At 39.2% G+C, this 16,996-nt stretch carries 15 protein-coding genes; 7 read left to right on the forward strand and 8 right to left on the reverse strand.

From position 1 onward, the window contains the following. Nucleotides 1-2: 2 nt before the first annotated feature. The 7 genes from TOL5_RS07700 (at nt 3) to TOL5_RS07730 (ending at nt 10,188) form a co-directional block, all read left to right on the forward strand. Entirely contained in the window at nt 3-1,385 is a 1,383-nt protein-coding gene (locus TOL5_RS07700) for an ethanolamine ammonia-lyase subunit EutB (RefSeq protein ID WP_004828909.1), read from the forward strand. Between the two features lie 14 nt (nt 1,386-1,399). Beyond that, nucleotides 1,400-2,215: an ethanolamine ammonia-lyase subunit EutC gene (gene eutC, locus TOL5_RS07705; protein WP_121775285.1), complete on the forward strand. Its 816-nt coding sequence runs from the start codon at nt 1,400-1,402 to the stop codon at nt 2,213-2,215. 265 nt (nt 2,216-2,480) lie between these two features. After that, nucleotides 2,481-3,656 carry an acyl-CoA dehydrogenase family protein gene (locus TOL5_RS07710; RefSeq protein ID WP_004828905.1) on the forward strand — a complete coding sequence of 392 codons (1,176 nt, stop codon included), beginning with the start codon at nt 2,481-2,483 and terminating at the stop codon, nt 3,654-3,656. Nucleotides 3,657-3,717: 61 nt separating this feature from the next. Then, a complete protein-coding gene (locus tag TOL5_RS07715) occupies nt 3,718-6,789 on the forward strand; it encodes a peroxisomal multifunctional enzyme type 2 (RefSeq protein ID WP_221260691.1) in 3,072 nt (1,023 codons plus the stop codon). Between the two features lie 108 nt (nt 6,790-6,897). Beyond that, entirely contained in the window at nt 6,898-8,079 is a 1,182-nt protein-coding gene (locus TOL5_RS07720) for a lipid-transfer protein (RefSeq protein ID WP_004828901.1), read from the forward strand. A 146-nt stretch (nt 8,080-8,225) separates the two neighbouring features. After that, nucleotides 8,226-9,098 (forward strand): metal-dependent hydrolase, encoded by an 873-nt coding sequence (locus TOL5_RS07725; RefSeq protein WP_005032431.1) that lies wholly within the window; start codon nt 8,226-8,228, stop codon nt 9,096-9,098. A 403-nt stretch (nt 9,099-9,501) separates the two neighbouring features. After that, nucleotides 9,502-10,188, forward strand: a complete 687-nt coding sequence (locus TOL5_RS07730) for a TetR/AcrR family transcriptional regulator (protein ID WP_004828897.1) — start codon at nt 9,502-9,504, stop codon at nt 10,186-10,188. A gap of 24 nt (nt 10,189-10,212) precedes the next feature. Here the strand turns inward: TOL5_RS07730 and TOL5_RS07735 are convergent, their stop codons facing one another. The 8 genes from TOL5_RS07735 to TOL5_RS07770 form a co-directional block, all read right to left on the reverse strand. After that, nucleotides 10,213-10,956 carry a hypothetical protein gene (locus TOL5_RS07735; RefSeq protein WP_121775283.1) on the reverse strand — a complete coding sequence of 248 codons (744 nt, stop codon included), beginning with the start codon at nt 10,954-10,956 and terminating at the stop codon, nt 10,213-10,215. Nucleotides 10,957-11,270: 314 nt separating this feature from the next. Then, complete coding sequence (locus tag TOL5_RS07740) at nt 11,271-11,630, reverse strand: cupin domain-containing protein (RefSeq protein WP_004828890.1); 360 nt, start codon at nt 11,628-11,630, stop codon at nt 11,271-11,273. Between the two features lie 77 nt (nt 11,631-11,707). Then, the gene (gene folE / locus TOL5_RS07745) at nt 11,708-12,256 is read right to left on the reverse strand and encodes a GTP cyclohydrolase I FolE (RefSeq protein WP_171064926.1); all 549 of its coding nucleotides are present in this window, start codon (nt 12,254-12,256) and stop codon (nt 11,708-11,710) included. Between the two features lie 128 nt (nt 12,257-12,384). Further along, the gene (locus tag TOL5_RS07750; RefSeq protein WP_005032424.1) at nt 12,385-13,086 is read right to left on the reverse strand and encodes a Smr/MutS family protein; all 702 of its coding nucleotides are present in this window, start codon (nt 13,084-13,086) and stop codon (nt 12,385-12,387) included. Between the two features lie 114 nt (nt 13,087-13,200). Beyond that, entirely contained in the window at nt 13,201-14,184 is a 984-nt protein-coding gene (locus TOL5_RS07755) for a hypothetical protein (RefSeq protein ID WP_042085855.1), read from the reverse strand. Between the two features lie 248 nt (nt 14,185-14,432). After that, on the reverse strand, nt 14,433-15,239 hold the full coding sequence (gene trpC / locus TOL5_RS07760) for an indole-3-glycerol phosphate synthase TrpC (protein WP_121775282.1): 807 nt from the start codon (nt 15,237-15,239) through the stop codon (nt 14,433-14,435). Between the two features lie 18 nt (nt 15,240-15,257). Beyond that, entirely contained in the window at nt 15,258-16,304 is a 1,047-nt protein-coding gene (gene trpD, locus TOL5_RS07765) for an anthranilate phosphoribosyltransferase (RefSeq protein WP_121775281.1), read from the reverse strand. A 15-nt stretch (nt 16,305-16,319) separates the two neighbouring features. Then, nucleotides 16,320-16,907: an anthranilate synthase component II gene (locus TOL5_RS07770; RefSeq protein ID WP_121775280.1), complete on the reverse strand. Its 588-nt coding sequence runs from the start codon at nt 16,905-16,907 to the stop codon at nt 16,320-16,322. Between the last annotated feature and the right edge of the window lie 89 nt (nt 16,908-16,996).

Raw genomic sequence — 16,996 nt, forward strand, 5'->3', positions numbered from 1 at the left:
CTATGGCTTATCGGCACAATGTTGCACAGCAACAATTTATTTTCCAAGACTTAAAAACTTTAATGGCAAAGGCGACACCGCTGCGTTCTGGAGATGAATTGGCAGGCGTCGCTGCTAGCAATGCTACAGAACGAGTAGCGGCACAAATGGCGCTTGCCGAAGTCCCGTTAAAAACCTTTTTAAATGAGGCTGTCATTGATTATGACAAAGATGACATTACGCGCCTCATTATGGATGAGCATCGCGCAGATTTGTTCGCACCAATTTCACATTTTACTGTAGGTGACTTTAGAAATTGGTTGTTAAGTGAAGAAGCAACGGCTGAGACACTGGCAAATTTAGCTAAGGGGCTTACACCTGAGATGGTGGCTGCTGTCAGTAAAATCATGCGCAATCAAGATCTGATTCTGGTGTCCAGTAAATGCGAAGTGGTCACACAGTTTCGTAATACGATTGGCTTGAAAGGGCATTTATCTACACGCTTACAACCCAATCACCCGACCGATGATGTATTGGGAATTTCTGCAAGTTTATTGGATGGTTTAATGTATGGGAATGGTGATGCGGTCATTGGCATTAATCCTGCCACAGATAACTTACATAATCTATCTGAGTTGCTCAAACTGCTTGATCACATTATTCAAGAGTATGAAATTCCAACCCAATCTTGTGTATTGACTCATATCAGTTCAGGCATTCAGCTTGCAGAACGAAATATTCCCATTGATCTGATGTTTCAATCAATAGCAGGAACACAATTAGCAAATGATGGTTTTGGAGTAACGCTCGACTTGCTCCAAGAGGGCTATGAAGCGACTTTGGCACTGAACAGGGGAACAATTGGTCAAAATGTCATGTATTTTGAAACAGGACAAGGCAGTGCCTTATCCAGTAATGCTCATCATGGCGTAGACCAACAAACCATTGAAGCACGGGCTTACGCTGTCGCACGTAAATATAATCCTTTATTGGTTAATACTGTAGTGGGTTTTATTGGTCCTGAATATTTGTATGACGGCAAACAAATTATTCGAGCCGGTTTAGAGGATCATTTCTGTGGCAAGTTACTCGGTGTGCCTATGGGATGTGATATTTGTTATACCAACCATGCCGACGCAGATCAAAATGATATGGATGTGCTGTTAACTTTGTTTGGTGCGGCAGGCATCAATTTTATTATGGGCATTCCAGGTTCAGATGATGTGATGTTGAACTATCAAACCACTTCTTTCCATGATGCGCTGTATTTACGTCAGTTAATGGGCTTAAAACCTGCCCCTGAATTCTCAGCTTGGTTGGATCATCAGGGCATTTTTCATCAAGAACAACGCCAGATTCAATGGCCGAATAGTATGCCTAAAAATTTTGCTAAATTATTATCGTAAAAGGAGCATCAAGCATGAAGCTCTCCAAATTTGAAACGTTCTCTAATGGTCTGTATGAAGACCCGTGGCACAAACTCAAACAATATACCGATGCACGAATTGCAATGGGGCGAGTCGGCTGTAGTATTCCGACTCAAGAATTACTTAAATTTCAGCTGTCACATGCTCAAGCCAAAGATGCTGTTTTTCATCAATTGAATATTGAAGATATGCAGCACAAGCTGACGGATTTAAACTTTCAAAGCCTCGTGGTCGAAAGTAAGGCAACAAACAAAGAAATTTATTTAAAACGCCCAGATTATGGACGTCAGTTATCTGAACAATCGCAAATGCAATTAACCAATTATGTGGCTGACCATCCGCAACAATATGATGTATGTATTGTCGCAGGTGATGGACTTTCCGCACGTGCCATTGAGGAGAATGCAATTGCCTATATCAACTCGTTACGGGAGCATATTGTTGCTGAAGGATGGACACTTGCCCCGATTGTGATCGCGACAGGAAGTCGAGTTGCCTTAGGAGATGAAGTAGCTCAAACGTTCAATGCCCCAATGCTAATTATGTTGATTGGCGAACGTCCGGGTTTAAGTTCACCTGATAGTATGGGGATTTATTATACTTGGAAAGCTCGGAAAGGCTGTTTGGACTCAGGTCGAAACTGCATTTCCAATGTACGACCTGCGGGATTAAGCATTCAAATTGCAACTCAGCGTTTAATGGCACTCATGCGAAATTCATTTAAATTACAACTTTCAGGCGTTGATTTAAAAGATGATCATGTGGTGCCTTTGCAAAATAATCAACAGCCTCCCAAATTGTTATTTTAATTGTCAATATTACTTTTTCATTACAATTTTAAGTACCAAGCAATACCTGAATCTTATTGGGTATTGCTTTTTTTCTTCTCTGGCAAAGCCTTAGGGGGCATCTTGGCATAAAACGTCACTGTGCAATACTTTGGTGAAATTTTATACAATTGAACAATCTCTGAGCGCAGTATAAAACAATAAAACAAGTTGTACGTCCGTATTGTAAATATCAAATGAGCTACTCACTGCTAATTGTTAAGAAAAATAAATACAAGGAGTTGAAATGTCTGCTTTAAATATACCCCAACCGATGACTGCCATGATTCCACGTACGTTGTTTGATTCGGAACATGAACAATTTCGTCAAACAGCCCGTCGTTTCTTTGAAACAGAAATTGCACCTTATCGGGAACAGTGGGAAGCACAGCAACATCTTGACCGTCATTTATGGCAGAGAGCTGGAGAATTAGGTTTGTTGTGTTGCACGATGCCAGAACAATATGGAGGGTCGGGTGTTGATCGATTATATTCAATGATTTTAATGGAAGAACAAGCCAGAGTAGGTGACTCAGCTTCGGGTTTTGCTTTGCACTCGGATATTGTTGCGAATTACCTTAATAATTTTGGAAATGAACAGCAGAAGCAACAATGGTTGCCACTTATGGCAACGGGTGAGGTCATTGGAGCGATTGCAATGACAGAACCAGGAACAGGTTCAGACTTACAAGCGATTCGGACCACTGCAATAGAAGATGGAGACGATTATATCGTCAATGGATCTAAGATTTTTATTACCAATGGCTACCTATGCGATATCGCTATTGTCGCAGTCAAAACGGGCAAAGGGGAAAGTGAAGCACAAAATGTTTCATTGCTGATTATCGAAGCAAGTCGTACTGGTTTTACTAAAGGTAAACCACTGAAGAAAATTGGTTTGCATGGACAAGATACTTGTGAACTCTTTTTTGATCAAGTTCGTGTTCCGAAATCGAATCTTCTCGGTATGGAAGGTTTGGGTTTTATCATGTTAATGAAAGAATTGGCTTGGGAGCGGATGATGATCGGAATCATTTGTGCTGCAGGCGCAGAGTTTGCCTTGGCAAGTACTGTTGAATACACCAAGCAGCGCAAAGCTTTTGGCAAACCGATTTCCGTATTTCAAAATACACGGTTTAAATTAGCCGAAATGCGCGCAGAGATACAGATTGCACGGACCTATATTGATCAATGTATGCAATTGGTCTTAAAAAATGAATTGTCTATAGAGGCTGCCTGTACCGCTAAATACTGGGTTTCCGATCTTGCTTGCAAAGTGGTAGACGAGTGTCTGCAACTTCATGGTGGGTATGGTTATATGCTGGAATATCCTATTGCCCGTGCCTATTTAGATATTCGACCAAATCGAATTTATGGTGGTACCAATGAAATCATGAAAGAACTGATTTCACGTACGATTTAGCATTACAACTACAGTCATTGTTCAAAGTTCAAAATAACAAGATATCAGTCAAGGAATCGAAATGTCAGAATTACGCTTTGATGGTCGTGTTGCCATTGTTACAGGGGCAGGTGGCGGCTTAGGACGCCAACATGCGCTTACACTTGCTGCCCGAGGTTGCAAAGTGGTTGTCAATGATCTTGGTGGTGGTGCACATGGTTCTGGTCAATCCTCAACTGCAGCAGACAAAGTGGTCGAGGAAATCCGGGCAATCGGTGGCGAGGCGGTCGCAAATTATGATTCTGTTGAAAATGGTGAAGCGATTGTGCAAACAGCTTTAACGCATTTTGGAACAGTGGATATTGTGATTAATAATGCTGGTATTTTAAGGGATGTCAGTTTTACCAAAATGACCGAACAGGATTGGGATTTAATCATGCAGGTACATTTAAATGGATCAAAAAGTGTATCTCATGCTGCATGGTCAATTATGCGTGAAAAAGGTTATGGACGAATCATCATGACCACATCTGCCGCAGGTATTTATGGTAATTTTGGTCAGGCAAATTATTGTGCTGCCAAACTGGGGATACTGGGTTTAGCAAATTGCTTGGCGGAAGAGGGACGCAATAAAAATATTTTAGTTAATACAATTGCGCCTTTGGCAGCATCCCGTTTGACAGAAACTGTGATGCCAGCAGATTTGCTTGCCTTACTTCAACCAGAAGCTGTGAGTCCTTTGGTTGCTTGGCTCGCTCATGAAAACTGTAAAGAAACGAAGGGTTTATTTGAGGTGGGTGCAGGTTTTATGGCAAAACTACGCTGGGAACGCAGTGAAGGTTATTTCTTTCCAAATCAGCATGTATTGAGCGTTGATGATGTTGCCCGACAGTGGGACAAAATTACTGATTTCACGACATCCACTCACCCAAGTTCAACCACAGAATCATTTACCCCAATTCTTGAAGGTATTCAACATCCTAACTTAGGGGGGAATGAATTTATTGACTTAGATGTCGCATCTAAAGCCCAACTCGAAATTGAGTCAAGTTATGATGAACGTGATTTATCTTTGTATGCACTCGGGATTGGGGCAGCTCAAAATCCTTTGGATCATTCAGAACTTGCCTATGTCTATGAGTTGGGGAGTGAATTTCAAGCTTTCCCGACTTATGGTGTGATGCCTCAAATGAATGCCATGCTGAATATGGCTAAACAGGGTATTACCTTGCCAGGCATGAATTATGGTTTTGATCGGGTCTTACATGGTGAACAATATACTGAGATCAAACGACCACTGCCACCGCATGCAAAATTAACACATACCTTTAAGTTAAAAACTGCTTATGATAAAAATCCGAATGCAGTGATTACTTTTGCGATTTCTTCTAAAGATGAAAGTGGTGAAGAATTAATTTATAACGAAATGACAGCATTTGTCCGCGGCGCTGGGGGATGGGGAGGTGATCGCGGTGACTCCTTAGAGACCAATATTGCCCCTGATCGTGAACCAGATGCTGTCATAGAAGAAAAAACGGATATCAACCAGACTCTATTGTATCGTTTGTCAGGAGACTGGAATCCATTGCATGCAGATCCAGCTTTTGCCAAAGCTTTTGGCTTTGATCGTCCAATTTTGCATGGTTTGTGTACTTTTGGTTTCAGTGGAAGACATGTGATAAAAGCATTTAGCAACAATGATGGTCGCTATTTTAAAAGTATTAAAGTACGTTTTGCGAAAAGTGTTTATCCTGGAGATACACTATTGACCAAGATGTGGAAAATTTCTGACACTAAAATTATTTTTGAAACATGGGTCAAAGAGCGAAACGAGATCGTCATCAAAAATGCAGCGGTTGAATTGTATAGCGAAATTCCACAAGCCAAAGTTCATGCTCCAGATATGGCACAGTCTTCAGAGAAAATAGCGGATCCCCCTCAAGAAAGTTCATCTGAGCCAACACGATTAATCGCTGAAGATGTATTTAACGTCATTGCAGAACAAATCGCACAACATCCTGAGTGGGTGGATAAAACTAAAACCCAATTTTTATTCAAACTCAAAAATCCAGATTCAATATGGACGTTGGATTTAAAAAATACGCCTGCTTCATGTATACAAAGTGAAACTGCCCATCCAGATGTCATCTTGGAAATGGACGAAGTGCATTTACAAACAGTGGTGACAAGCACTTTAGCTGATGTACAGAAACTTTTTTTTGGGGGGCAATTAAAAATTTCTGGCAATGTCATGGCATCGAATAAGCTCATGATATTACAGAAAATTGATCCTTCAAGTTTTGAAGCGGCTAAAAAGCAGCGTATGGCTACGGCAAAAGAGCATTTATCAACCGCTTCTGATTCAGATACTTTAACTGCTATGCATCGTGAGATTACGCTTGCAGATGTTTTTACAGCTGTAAACGAATATATCCACATGCATCCAAACATGGTCGAACGCACGAATACAACATTTCAGTTCAAGATTAAACATCCTGAATCGTCATGGTTTATCGACCTAAAACATGACTTGGGCGGTGCAGGTGCTGGGGAGATTGCTGTCCCTGATGTGACCTTAGAAATGGATGAGCAACATGTAGAGACTATATTTAATGGCTCGCTTGCTGATGTGCAAAAGTTATTTTTTAGCGGACAGCTCAAAATTTCAGGAAATGTGATGGCATCCAATAAACTGGTCATATTACAGGATATGGATAAAAAACTGATTGCTCAGGCAAGAGATCAACGGGTAGCAGCAGGTCAAGCGCCAATACAAGCTTCGATTTCTTCTCATCAGCAGACGACAACTAAACAGCAAGCCAAAGCATCTGAATTTTTGAGTAAGTTGCAAACCTGTTTTCAAATACATGCTGAAGTACCTTATGTTTATCAGTTTCATATTATTGAACCACAGCAATCTTGGAAGATAGACTTTGCCAATGGCACTGTGCAACAAGGTGATGATTCCAATGCTGATGTGATTTTAACATTAACGGATCAGCATTTTTATGCACTGGTTTCAAAGCAACGAGATTTACGTGATTTATATCAGCATGGTGAGCTGATGATAGAGGGTGCTATTCGATATATTCAGCATCCTGCATTTTTGCAAATCCTGACAGACAGTTTTGCGGCTACAGCAGATCGTATATGAAGTTAAAAATAAATAAGCGTTGAATAGATACAACTAGAAATATCCAAATAATGGCAATCAGCACAGGACAATTGTTGATTGAATTTAAAAAACAATGAGGATTAAGGAATGCTAAGACGCGTTAATGTGATTGGTGTGGGTATGACCAAGTTTACCAAACCGGGAGCGAGTGAAGAATATTATGTCATGGCAAAAGAAGCAGGAGAGAAAGCTTTAAAAGATGCAGGAATTGGCTATCAAGAGATTGAGCAAGTTTTTGCAGGTTATGTTTATGGTGATTCGACATGTGGGCAACGGGCTGCTTATACATTGGGTTTAACAGGAATTCCAATTTTAAATGTCAATAATAACTGTTCAACAGGTTCAAGTGCTTTGTACCTGGCAAGACAAGCTATAGCGGGAGGGCTGGCTGAGTGTGTGTTGGTTTTGGGTTTTGAAAAAATGGAAAAAGGTGCCTTAGGTGCAAAGTTCAATGATCGTGAACCACCTATGGGGCAACATGCACAAGTCATGTTGGATGTTCAAGGGTTTAATTCATCACCACCAGCGGCACAAATGTTTGGTGGAGCAGGACGAGAGTATCGTTGGAAGTATGGTACAAAAAAAGAAACCTTTGGAAAAATTGCTGAAAAAGCACGCCGCCATGCCAGCCATAATCCTTATGCTTTATTTGGTCAAACACTTTCCTTAGAGGAAATCATGGCTTCAGAAGAGGTGTTTGATCCGCTCACACGTTTTCAATGTTGCCCACCGACTTGTGGTGCAGGTGCCGCTATTCTTTGCTCAGATGAGTTCGCAAAAAAACATCAGATTTCTAATCCAGTCTATATAGCAGCACAATCAATGACCACGGATTATGCATCAAGTTTTGACGAAAAGAGCATGATCAAAATGGTGGGATATGACATGACGAAACAAGCCGCTCAACAGGTATATGAGGCTGCAGGTATCGGTGTGGATGATATTGATGTCATTGAATTGCATGATTGTTTTACTGCGAACGAATTATTGACCTATGAAGCTCTCGGTCTATGCCCCGAAGGTGAGGCTGAAAAATTCATTTGGGATGCGGAGAATACCTATGGAGGAAAATTTGTCACCAATCCTTCTGGTGGACTGCTGTCAAAGGGACATCCACTTGGGGCAACAGGTTTGGCTCAATGTACCGAATTGGTTTGGCAATTGAGAGGAACAGCAGATCAGCGTCAGGTCAATCATGCCCGTATTGCATTACAGCATAATTTGGGATTAGGCGGAGCATGTGTCATTACCATGTATCGGCGAGATTAATTTTTTCTAATAAAAGCCATAAAAGGGATGCAATGACATATAAATGAGTCGAAATGACCTATGGAATTACATTCAATTGGGTAAAATTCTAAATACAGCACCAGCTAAATTAAAAAAATGATAATCAGCCAGAGGCAGGATGAACCATGGGAATATTAACGAAATTTATTAAATCTGCGGTATATCATGAACCATTACCGATTCGCCGTGATGTAAGATTTAACTTGCCCGCAGAGCGAATTGCAGATTGGCACACACCGGCAGGTCCAATTTTTACGGCATTATTAAATACATTTTCCATTGTATTGCCTATTGGAGAGCGTTTCTTTATTGATGCTGTTCGAGCACACCGTGATTTAGTTCAGGATCCTGAATTGCAAAAAGCAGTCACCGCATTTATTGGACAAGAGGCAATGCATGGTCGAGAACATGAAGAGTACAACAATGCTTTATTTGCTCGATCACCCATTGCGCCAAAATTCGAAGCGCTCGTACTGGATATTTTTGGGCTGATAAAACAGCATTTACCCGCTTATTTTTGGTTGAGTGGGACGATAGCGTTAGAACATTTTACGGCGTTATTGGCCGATTCAGTGTTGCGTACACCTGAATTATTTGATGGTGCAGAACAACATTATGCCAATATTTGGCGCTGGCATGCCTATGAAGAAACAGAACATAAAGCAGTGGCTTTTGATGTATGGAACACCGCAATGGGACAGGGTCCTTATGCATATACAATCCGTAGCTTTGGTTTGGTAATCGCAACCATTGTATTCTGGGGATTGGTGATTCCTGTGTTTCTTAATATCGTCAAAGGAGAAGGAAAGCTCAGCGATATTTCAAGTTGGAAAAAAGCCTATCGTTATACTTTTGGTGATATAGGTGCACTGAGAAAACAATTGGGAAATTATATTGATTATTTTCGTCCTAATTTCCACCCTTGGGATCACGATAACCGCGAGTATATGCAACAAATGGAACAATTGATTTATCAATTGTCAGAAAAAAAGCAATAAGGAATATCACAGTCTGTTGACCATTTGTCTATGTTTGCGACTAGGTGTATTTTTAACCGATCCTACGCGATGAAACCTAGAAAATAGTCGCACTATTTTCTAGGTTTAATGCTTACGATGTATAGGTTTTATGCTCAATTTTAACCTACAGCCAAGCCATTTATGAAATATCAGCAGACCTAGATCAAGCACAATGCGTTTGATGAGATCAGCAAACTTTGATGAGTTGCTCAATCCATTGTGCTTTATCGAAATATTGGACTGTGTTGTAAATATTGATTTATAAATATAGAGTAAGGCACATGACATTGCACCCAGCTATGAATTGCCGACATCTATCAATAACAACAAATCAGGTCTTATTCGGCTCAAATTACTCATAAAATAAGGTTGCAGAATATTGATGAATATATCTCATTCAAATGCTATTCGACGCAGTCAAAATGAACGTAGTGAAGCAATGCGAGCACGTTTGATCGAAGCGACATTACAAAGTTTGATTCAAGAAGGCTATGCGAAAACTACAATTAGTAAAATTATCCAAATTGCACAAGTCTCAAGAGGTTCGCCAGTTCATCATTTCCCATCCAAAGCTGCACTGATGGAGTCAACAGCAGAGCAATTGGTACGTCGTATATACATTGCCTTAGGGAAACTGATTAAGAATATGCAACAATCGGATGATCGTTTACATGATCTTGTTTCAGCAGGCGCAAATTTACTCAAAACACCTGAGATCACAGCATTATTAGAATTATTGGTGGCGAGTCGTCAAGAACCCGAACTTGCTGAGAAATTACAGAAACTATGGATGGCTTCGTACCATACTGTGCATAGTGCTGCAGCACACTATCTTGAACCGATTACTGAGCAAGATCATGTTGGTGATTTAATGATTATTACACTATGGTTTTTAAGGGGAATGGCGGAAGATCGACATCTAAGTCAAAATATTCAGCAAGCTGATGAATTTTTTAACCGTTATATACAATTATGGACATCTATTTTAGCCAACCATTTACAGGCTAAAGTGAATGTGAGCTCACCACCACCCAAACCTGTATTTTGGGATCATCTTACAGAATCCTGACTAGCTAGGTACAACTGAAAATTATTAAAATAAATAGCCATTTTGACTAAGTACTGTTTTGGCTTTTAAAGTGACTTCTAGTTGCACGTCAGGCGTTTCACTTGTACCCAACAGATTTCGATAAATTATATATTGATAACCACCACTGTTAAAAATATAGTGATGATCTCCCCCTGAACCATCCATTACAACTTTACCCTGATTTAAAATTAAATCAGGTTTTTCAGTTTGTGATTGGTTCACTCCCCATGCAGCATAACGATATTGACCATTTGGCATTTCATCGATACGTATTTGAAATTTGGTTGTTTTGAACTGTAAATCTGGTTTGCTGAAATTTCTCAGTGACGGATATAGTTTCTGTTTTTGTTGGGATATAAGTTGTGCCTTTAATTTTTGTTCTGCATCACTACTATAGTTGACGGCTTTAATCTGATGACCTTCTAACCAAACTGTACCGCTATCCAGCATGACACCACGCCAACCCACACTTTGCCACTGTGATGGCTTGGAATTGGCGATATTTTGAATCAGTTTAGCGTCAAACACTTGGTTAAAGCGTTGTTTCATTTCAGTGGGGTTTTGGATACTTGGAAGTGGTTCTTCACGTGCTAAGGGATAAACAATATGATTTGAAATCGCTGAGATATTTTTTTGTTTAAACAACGCAATTACAAGCTGAACATCCTTGAGTTGTTGACTATTTAAGTTGTCAGCAAATGCTGTAGAGGCGCTTAATATTGTGATAAAAATTAATAAATTTTTCATTTATAAAAAGAACTCAATTTTGTTTTTCTAAAGCATACATCTGAACTGAAAATAGAGTCAAACCTTTTGCCTATTTAGACAAGTGATTTGATTTCAATCATTCTTATCCAATAGACTTTATGGTTTGTATAAAAATTTTAAGAAGATTTGGTGATCCATTTATTTGGTACTTTTGAATCATCGATGGTCTTTCTATCGTGAGTCGACACGGATGTTGCCATGTTGAGCTGGGGTATATGAGCAAAAACAAAGCACTGCTTTGTTTGCAGCGAAGGAACCCTGTTAAACAAAACATATTTTTTAGATTGCTGTAATTAAACTTCAACCACTACAAAATATTTTTTTACGGCTTCTACAACTTCAAATGTTCCTTTAAATCCGGGAGGAATAATACCTGCTTCGCCGGCTTGGATTTCTATAAATGTTTGGGTTAGTTGATCATGTAGACGAACAACGCCTTCAATCATTTGGAAAAATTCTTGTTTATTGTCTGCAAATTGAATATGCCAAGCACCAACTTCACATCGCCAAATACCACAGTTCATATTGGGATGTTCATATAAGCTTTCTGTAAGGCGTTTTGGATTTCCCTGTACCAAACGGTCTGCACGAGGATGGTCTACACTCGTTTCACTTTGTGTTAATCCATAACCAGCAAGCCAAATTGAAGACATGATAAAATCCTAAGTAAAATAAAGCCTCAGTAGATTGAGGCTTTAAGAATTATATTTGAAGCAATCAAATAAACGTTTTAATGTGCCTCTGGAACAGCAGAAAGAAACTCGCGACGCGCTTCTTTATCAGTTTTAAAGTCACCGACAAATGAAACTGTACGTGTGGTTGACTCTTGTTTACTTACACCGCGCATCATCATACACATATGTGCTGAATCAATCACCACAGCAACACCACGTGCTTGAGTCACTTCAGCAACAGCATCCGCGATTTGTTTGGTCAGTTGTTCTTGAATCTGCAAGCGACGTGCAAACATTTCAGTAATTCGTGCAAATTTGGATAAACCGAGTACATTACCAGACGGAAGATAGGCAATATGTACACGACCATGAAATGGAAGTAAATGGTGTTCACATAAAGAATAGAATTCAATATTTTTAACCAAGACCATTTCGTCATTATCAGAAGGGAAGACCGCATTATTGGTCACTTCTTCAAGCGTTTTGCTATAACCAGACGTCAAGTACGAAAAAGCTTTAGCCGCACGCATAGGCGTATCTTTCAGACCAGGACGGTCTAAGTCCTCGCCAACGGCAGTTAAAATATTTGCGTAGGATTGCTGCATAGACATAAAACGTGTTCACTTATACGGTTTGAACAAGGACGGCATTGTAGCAGAAAAATCGATAAATTTTTTCAATTACAAGATAAACCGCCACTGTGGGAGATTTTGGGATTGAATCAAATAAAGGATTATGAATTACGATTAAACTTTGGATTTTTTTCAGCACGTTTAAGTAGCACTAAAACAGCACCAGTACCGCCTTGTTTTTCAGGAGCACTCACAAATGCCAGAACATCGCGGTGCTGACGAAGCCACCCATTAACATAAGTTTTAAGAATTGCTTCAGGACCTTTGCCATGCACAATTTTAATGACATTTTGATTTTCATCTTTTGCCATTTGAATGATTTGTAAAACTGCGGAACGCGCTTCTTCAACAGTACAACCGTGTAAATCAACGGCCTCAAACCAACGAAGATTTCCAGCCTTTAAATCTTCAAAAACCTTATGTTGCAGTGTTGCAATGCGATAACTTAATGCAGCTTGACTGGCAACAGGGTTGAGCATTGCTTGAGTATCTGATAATTCAGCATCATCAGCTTCAAATGCACCTTCAGCGGCAGCACGTTTTGCGAGCGTTTTTGCATCTGGCTTTTTTCTGACATCATTACGCTCAATTTTAGCAATATTGCTGTTATCCAGTTTAGTCACACCTGTTAAAGCAGTTTTAAACAAATCGGCATCGTTAACGTCATCTTCATGGGATGAAAGCACATGTTTGGTTTCAGGTTGTGCTGCAACTTTTGAAGTGTGTGGATGAGTGATTTGTTTTTTGAACTGCTTTAATAAATCCAGTTGAGACTTGGAAAATGTAGAATCAGACTTACTCATAATTGCAAAAAACAATGGACGGCGATATTTGATGCTAATTATAGTCTGAAAGTGATTAAATTTGAACTGAATTGCATTCACAGGATGGTGTGAAATTTAATAGTGCCAAGAAGTTTATGGTTTATTGAGATATGATTCGATTAATTTTAGTACACGTTTATTTTTATATTTCTTTGCAACTTCTAATGCTGATTGTTGCTCATTAAATTTTGAAATACAGACTTTTTCTATTGAAGCGCCTTTGTTGAGTAAAAGGGCAACAGTTTGAAATTGATTGAGGCGTATTGCTTTACCCAGTGGTGAACACATCGTGAAATAATATGTGTAGGGTTCGATTTCATCTATCACGATTTGGTTGAGCTGTCTAAGTCTCATATTATTTAAAAAATCCAGATCATGATGTTCGATGGTCGCCATAATTAAATCAATATCATTAAACTCAGTATTTTTGATTAAATATTGAAGATATAAAGCTTTGGCTTTTTTATAATCATTGACGTCCTGACTTTGAGTGAGATTTTTAATTAGATTTTGCATAAATTCATTCATATCATCGAAACGATTGATCGCCGCATAAAACATTAATGTATTCAGCATATAAGGTTCTGCTGACAAATTTTTACCCAGCCAATCTTGAGATTTGACATTAAAATTTTGTTCAAACTGATTTAGTATTTCGAATGAAATCGGTTGAGATTGAATGTTGATTGCTTTGCGCAATCTACGTTCTTGTCCTTTATAAACAAGATGGTATGTTGATTTTTGAACTTTTTTATTTTCGGTGTCGATAGTAAAGTCAATATGGATGGGTGGTCCTTGATAACTGATAATTTGAATTTGGTTGTTTTTAAACAGGTAGTTTTTTTGCTCAAGAAACTCTATATCTATATTTGGAAAAATTTGATCAAGATCAAGTTGAGCAGCAATGATACCTTCAGATGGTTGGGGGATATTAAAATAGAGTATCCGTTTTGAATCAATATAATAGGGTGAACCAGTGTAAATGGGTATTTCCTTTGCCCAACTCATTTGCTGTAACGAATACAACAGCACTAACAATAAAAAAACAAAACTGCGAGTTATAGATTTAGATTTCATTCTTCTCAATTCTCAATTCTCAATTCTCAATTCTCAATTCTAAGCAGACTTAAAATAAATTATATTGTTGGTATTTGTGAGAACAATCTATGTAAATATTACTTATATTTAAAATGTAAAACCATAATGTAACAATCAATAAAAGATGAAAGTTAAATAAACTACTTTTCAATCATTAAAAAAATTCTATCAATAGAGGCTAACTATACAGGTGTAAAGGGTGAGCAAGCTCACCCTTTACATGAGATTTATATGTTTTCAGGTGTGCCAAAGAGCGCTGTAAAAGCATGATCAGGTCGAGGTTGTTTCATAAAGCTTTCACCCACCAAAAATGAATGAATATCATGTTCTTGCATCATCTGAACATCACTTGGTGTTGCAATACCACTTTCCGTAACCAACAAACGTGTAGGTTCAAGTAATTTTTTCAAACGCAGTGACGTATTTAAATCAACATCAAAGGTTTTTAAATTACGGTTGTTCACCCCTAATATACAACGATCTGAAAGTTTTAATGCGCGCTCAAGTTCAGCTTCATCATGGACTTCAACTAAAACATCTAAATTGTGTTCAAATGCCGTTTTTGACATTTCTTCAAGTTGCTGATCAGACAAGCAAGCCACAATTAACAAGATGCAATCTGCATGTAGGGCACGCGCTTCAATCACGCCATATGGATCAATTAAAAAATCTTTACGAAGGGCGGGTAAATTACAGTGATTTCGTGCAATTTGAATATTTTCATCAGCGCCCTGAAAGAAATCAACATCTGTTAAAACGGACAAACACGCAGCGCCTGCTTGTTCATATTGTTGAGCGATTTCGGCAGGATCAAAATTTTCACGAATAATGCCTTTTGATGGCGAAGCTTTCTTAATTTCTGCAATCACACCTGGGCGTTTACTATGTAACGCTTGTGCAAAATGCCGAACAGGGCTTGCTGCATGAGCAAGCTCCTCAACATCCTTTAAACTACGTTGTTTTAAACGAGTAGTAAATTCTTCATGTTTACGATCAACAATTTTACCTAAAATCGTATTGGCAATATCTAGCATGGTCAAATCCTTCTATCCTTAAGCTTCATATTCTTTAAGCGTTTTGGTAAATTCAGACAAAATGCTCATTTTTTCCAAAGCTTGTCCACCGTAGATAATATCATGTGCTAAAGCGACGCCCTGTTTATAGGTACTGGTTAAACCTGAAACGTAGATGCCTGCACCAGCATTTAAAGCAATCATACTTGCTGCTTTTTCACCTTTTGCTGATTTTTTCTTGCCCAACGCATCTTTTATTAATGCAAGGCTTTCGGCTGAACTTTCGACTGAAAGCCCTGTTAAGGTTTGCGATTCAATATCGACTTCTTCTGGTTGAATTGTCCACTCTGTCACTTCACCATTTTTCAACTCAGCCACATAGGTTGAGGAAGCTAGACTGATTTCATCTAGACCATCTTTAGAATGGACCACCATCGCATGTTCAGCGCCTAGTTGCTTGAGCACTTCAGCCAAAGGACGGCATAGTTCTGTCGAAAAGACACCAATTACATAGCGTTTTACCCCAGCCGGATTCGTAAGCGGGCCGAGGAGGTTGAAAATACTACGGAAACCGAGTTCTTTACGAGGACCCGCTGCATATTTCATTGCTTTGTGATGATTAGGGGCAAATAAAAAACCAACCCCCATTTCTCGAATACAACGTTCGGTTTGTTGCATATTCAAATCAAGATTGATGCCTGCTTGTTCCAAAAGATCAGATGAACCAGACTTTGATGACACACCACGATTGCCATGTTTTGCTATCGTTGCACCAGCAGCAGCAATGACGAATGAGGATGCTGTCGATACATTAAATAGATTTTGTCCATCACCACCTGTACCTACAATATCGACTAAATGAGGAATGTCACTGACTTCAAGTTTAATCGCAAACTCACGCATGACACGCGCGGCAGCCGTAATCTCGTCAATACTTTCACCCTTTAAACGTAAACCCATCATGAGTGCGCCTATTTGGGCATCAGTCGCTTCACCTTGCATAATGGTGCGCATCACTTCTTCCATTTGTGGTTGAGTGAGTTCAATATTTTTGGTGATATTATTTAAAGCTTGTTGAATATTCATGATCTTGTACTACGCTCATTTCGCATAAATTTCTAAAAAGTTTTTAAAGATTTGATGGCCATGTTGACTCAGGATCGACTCAGGATGAAACTGCACACCTTCGATGGGTAGTGTCTTATGTTTTACACCCATAATTTCTTCCATTGAGCCATCTGTTTCATTGGTCCAGCAGGTAACTTCAAGGCATTCAGGAACTGTGGCTTGATCAATCACGAGTGAGTGATAGCGTGTCGCTGAAAAAGGTGAAGGTAAATTGCTGAAAATCCCTTGATCGCTGTGATACATGTCAGATAAACGACCATGCATCACTGTTTTGGCACGAATAATATCGCCACCAAAAGCTTGACCAATTGCTTGGTGTCCTAAACAAACGCCAAGTGTAGGAATTTTTCCAGCAAAATGTTGAATTGCTGGAATAGAAATCCTTGCCTCAGTTGGAGAGCAAGGACCAGGACCAATGACCAGATAGTTTGGTTGCCATCGTTCAATATCCTCTAAAGTCACGGCATCATTGCGAACAACTTTTACGTCTTGGTTTAACTCGCCAAAGTACTGGACAATGTTATACGTAAAGCTATCGTAATTATCGATCATTAGAAGCATATTGATACTAACCTATAGAAATTTATCAATTTATTTTGTTTGATGATTTTGGATACCCGTTAGGGTACCCGTTTTGGCAAAAGTACCTA

Source organism: Acinetobacter sp. Tol 5, assembly GCF_019702905.1.
Taxonomy (GTDB): Bacteria; Pseudomonadota; Gammaproteobacteria; order Pseudomonadales; family Moraxellaceae; genus Acinetobacter; species Acinetobacter bereziniae.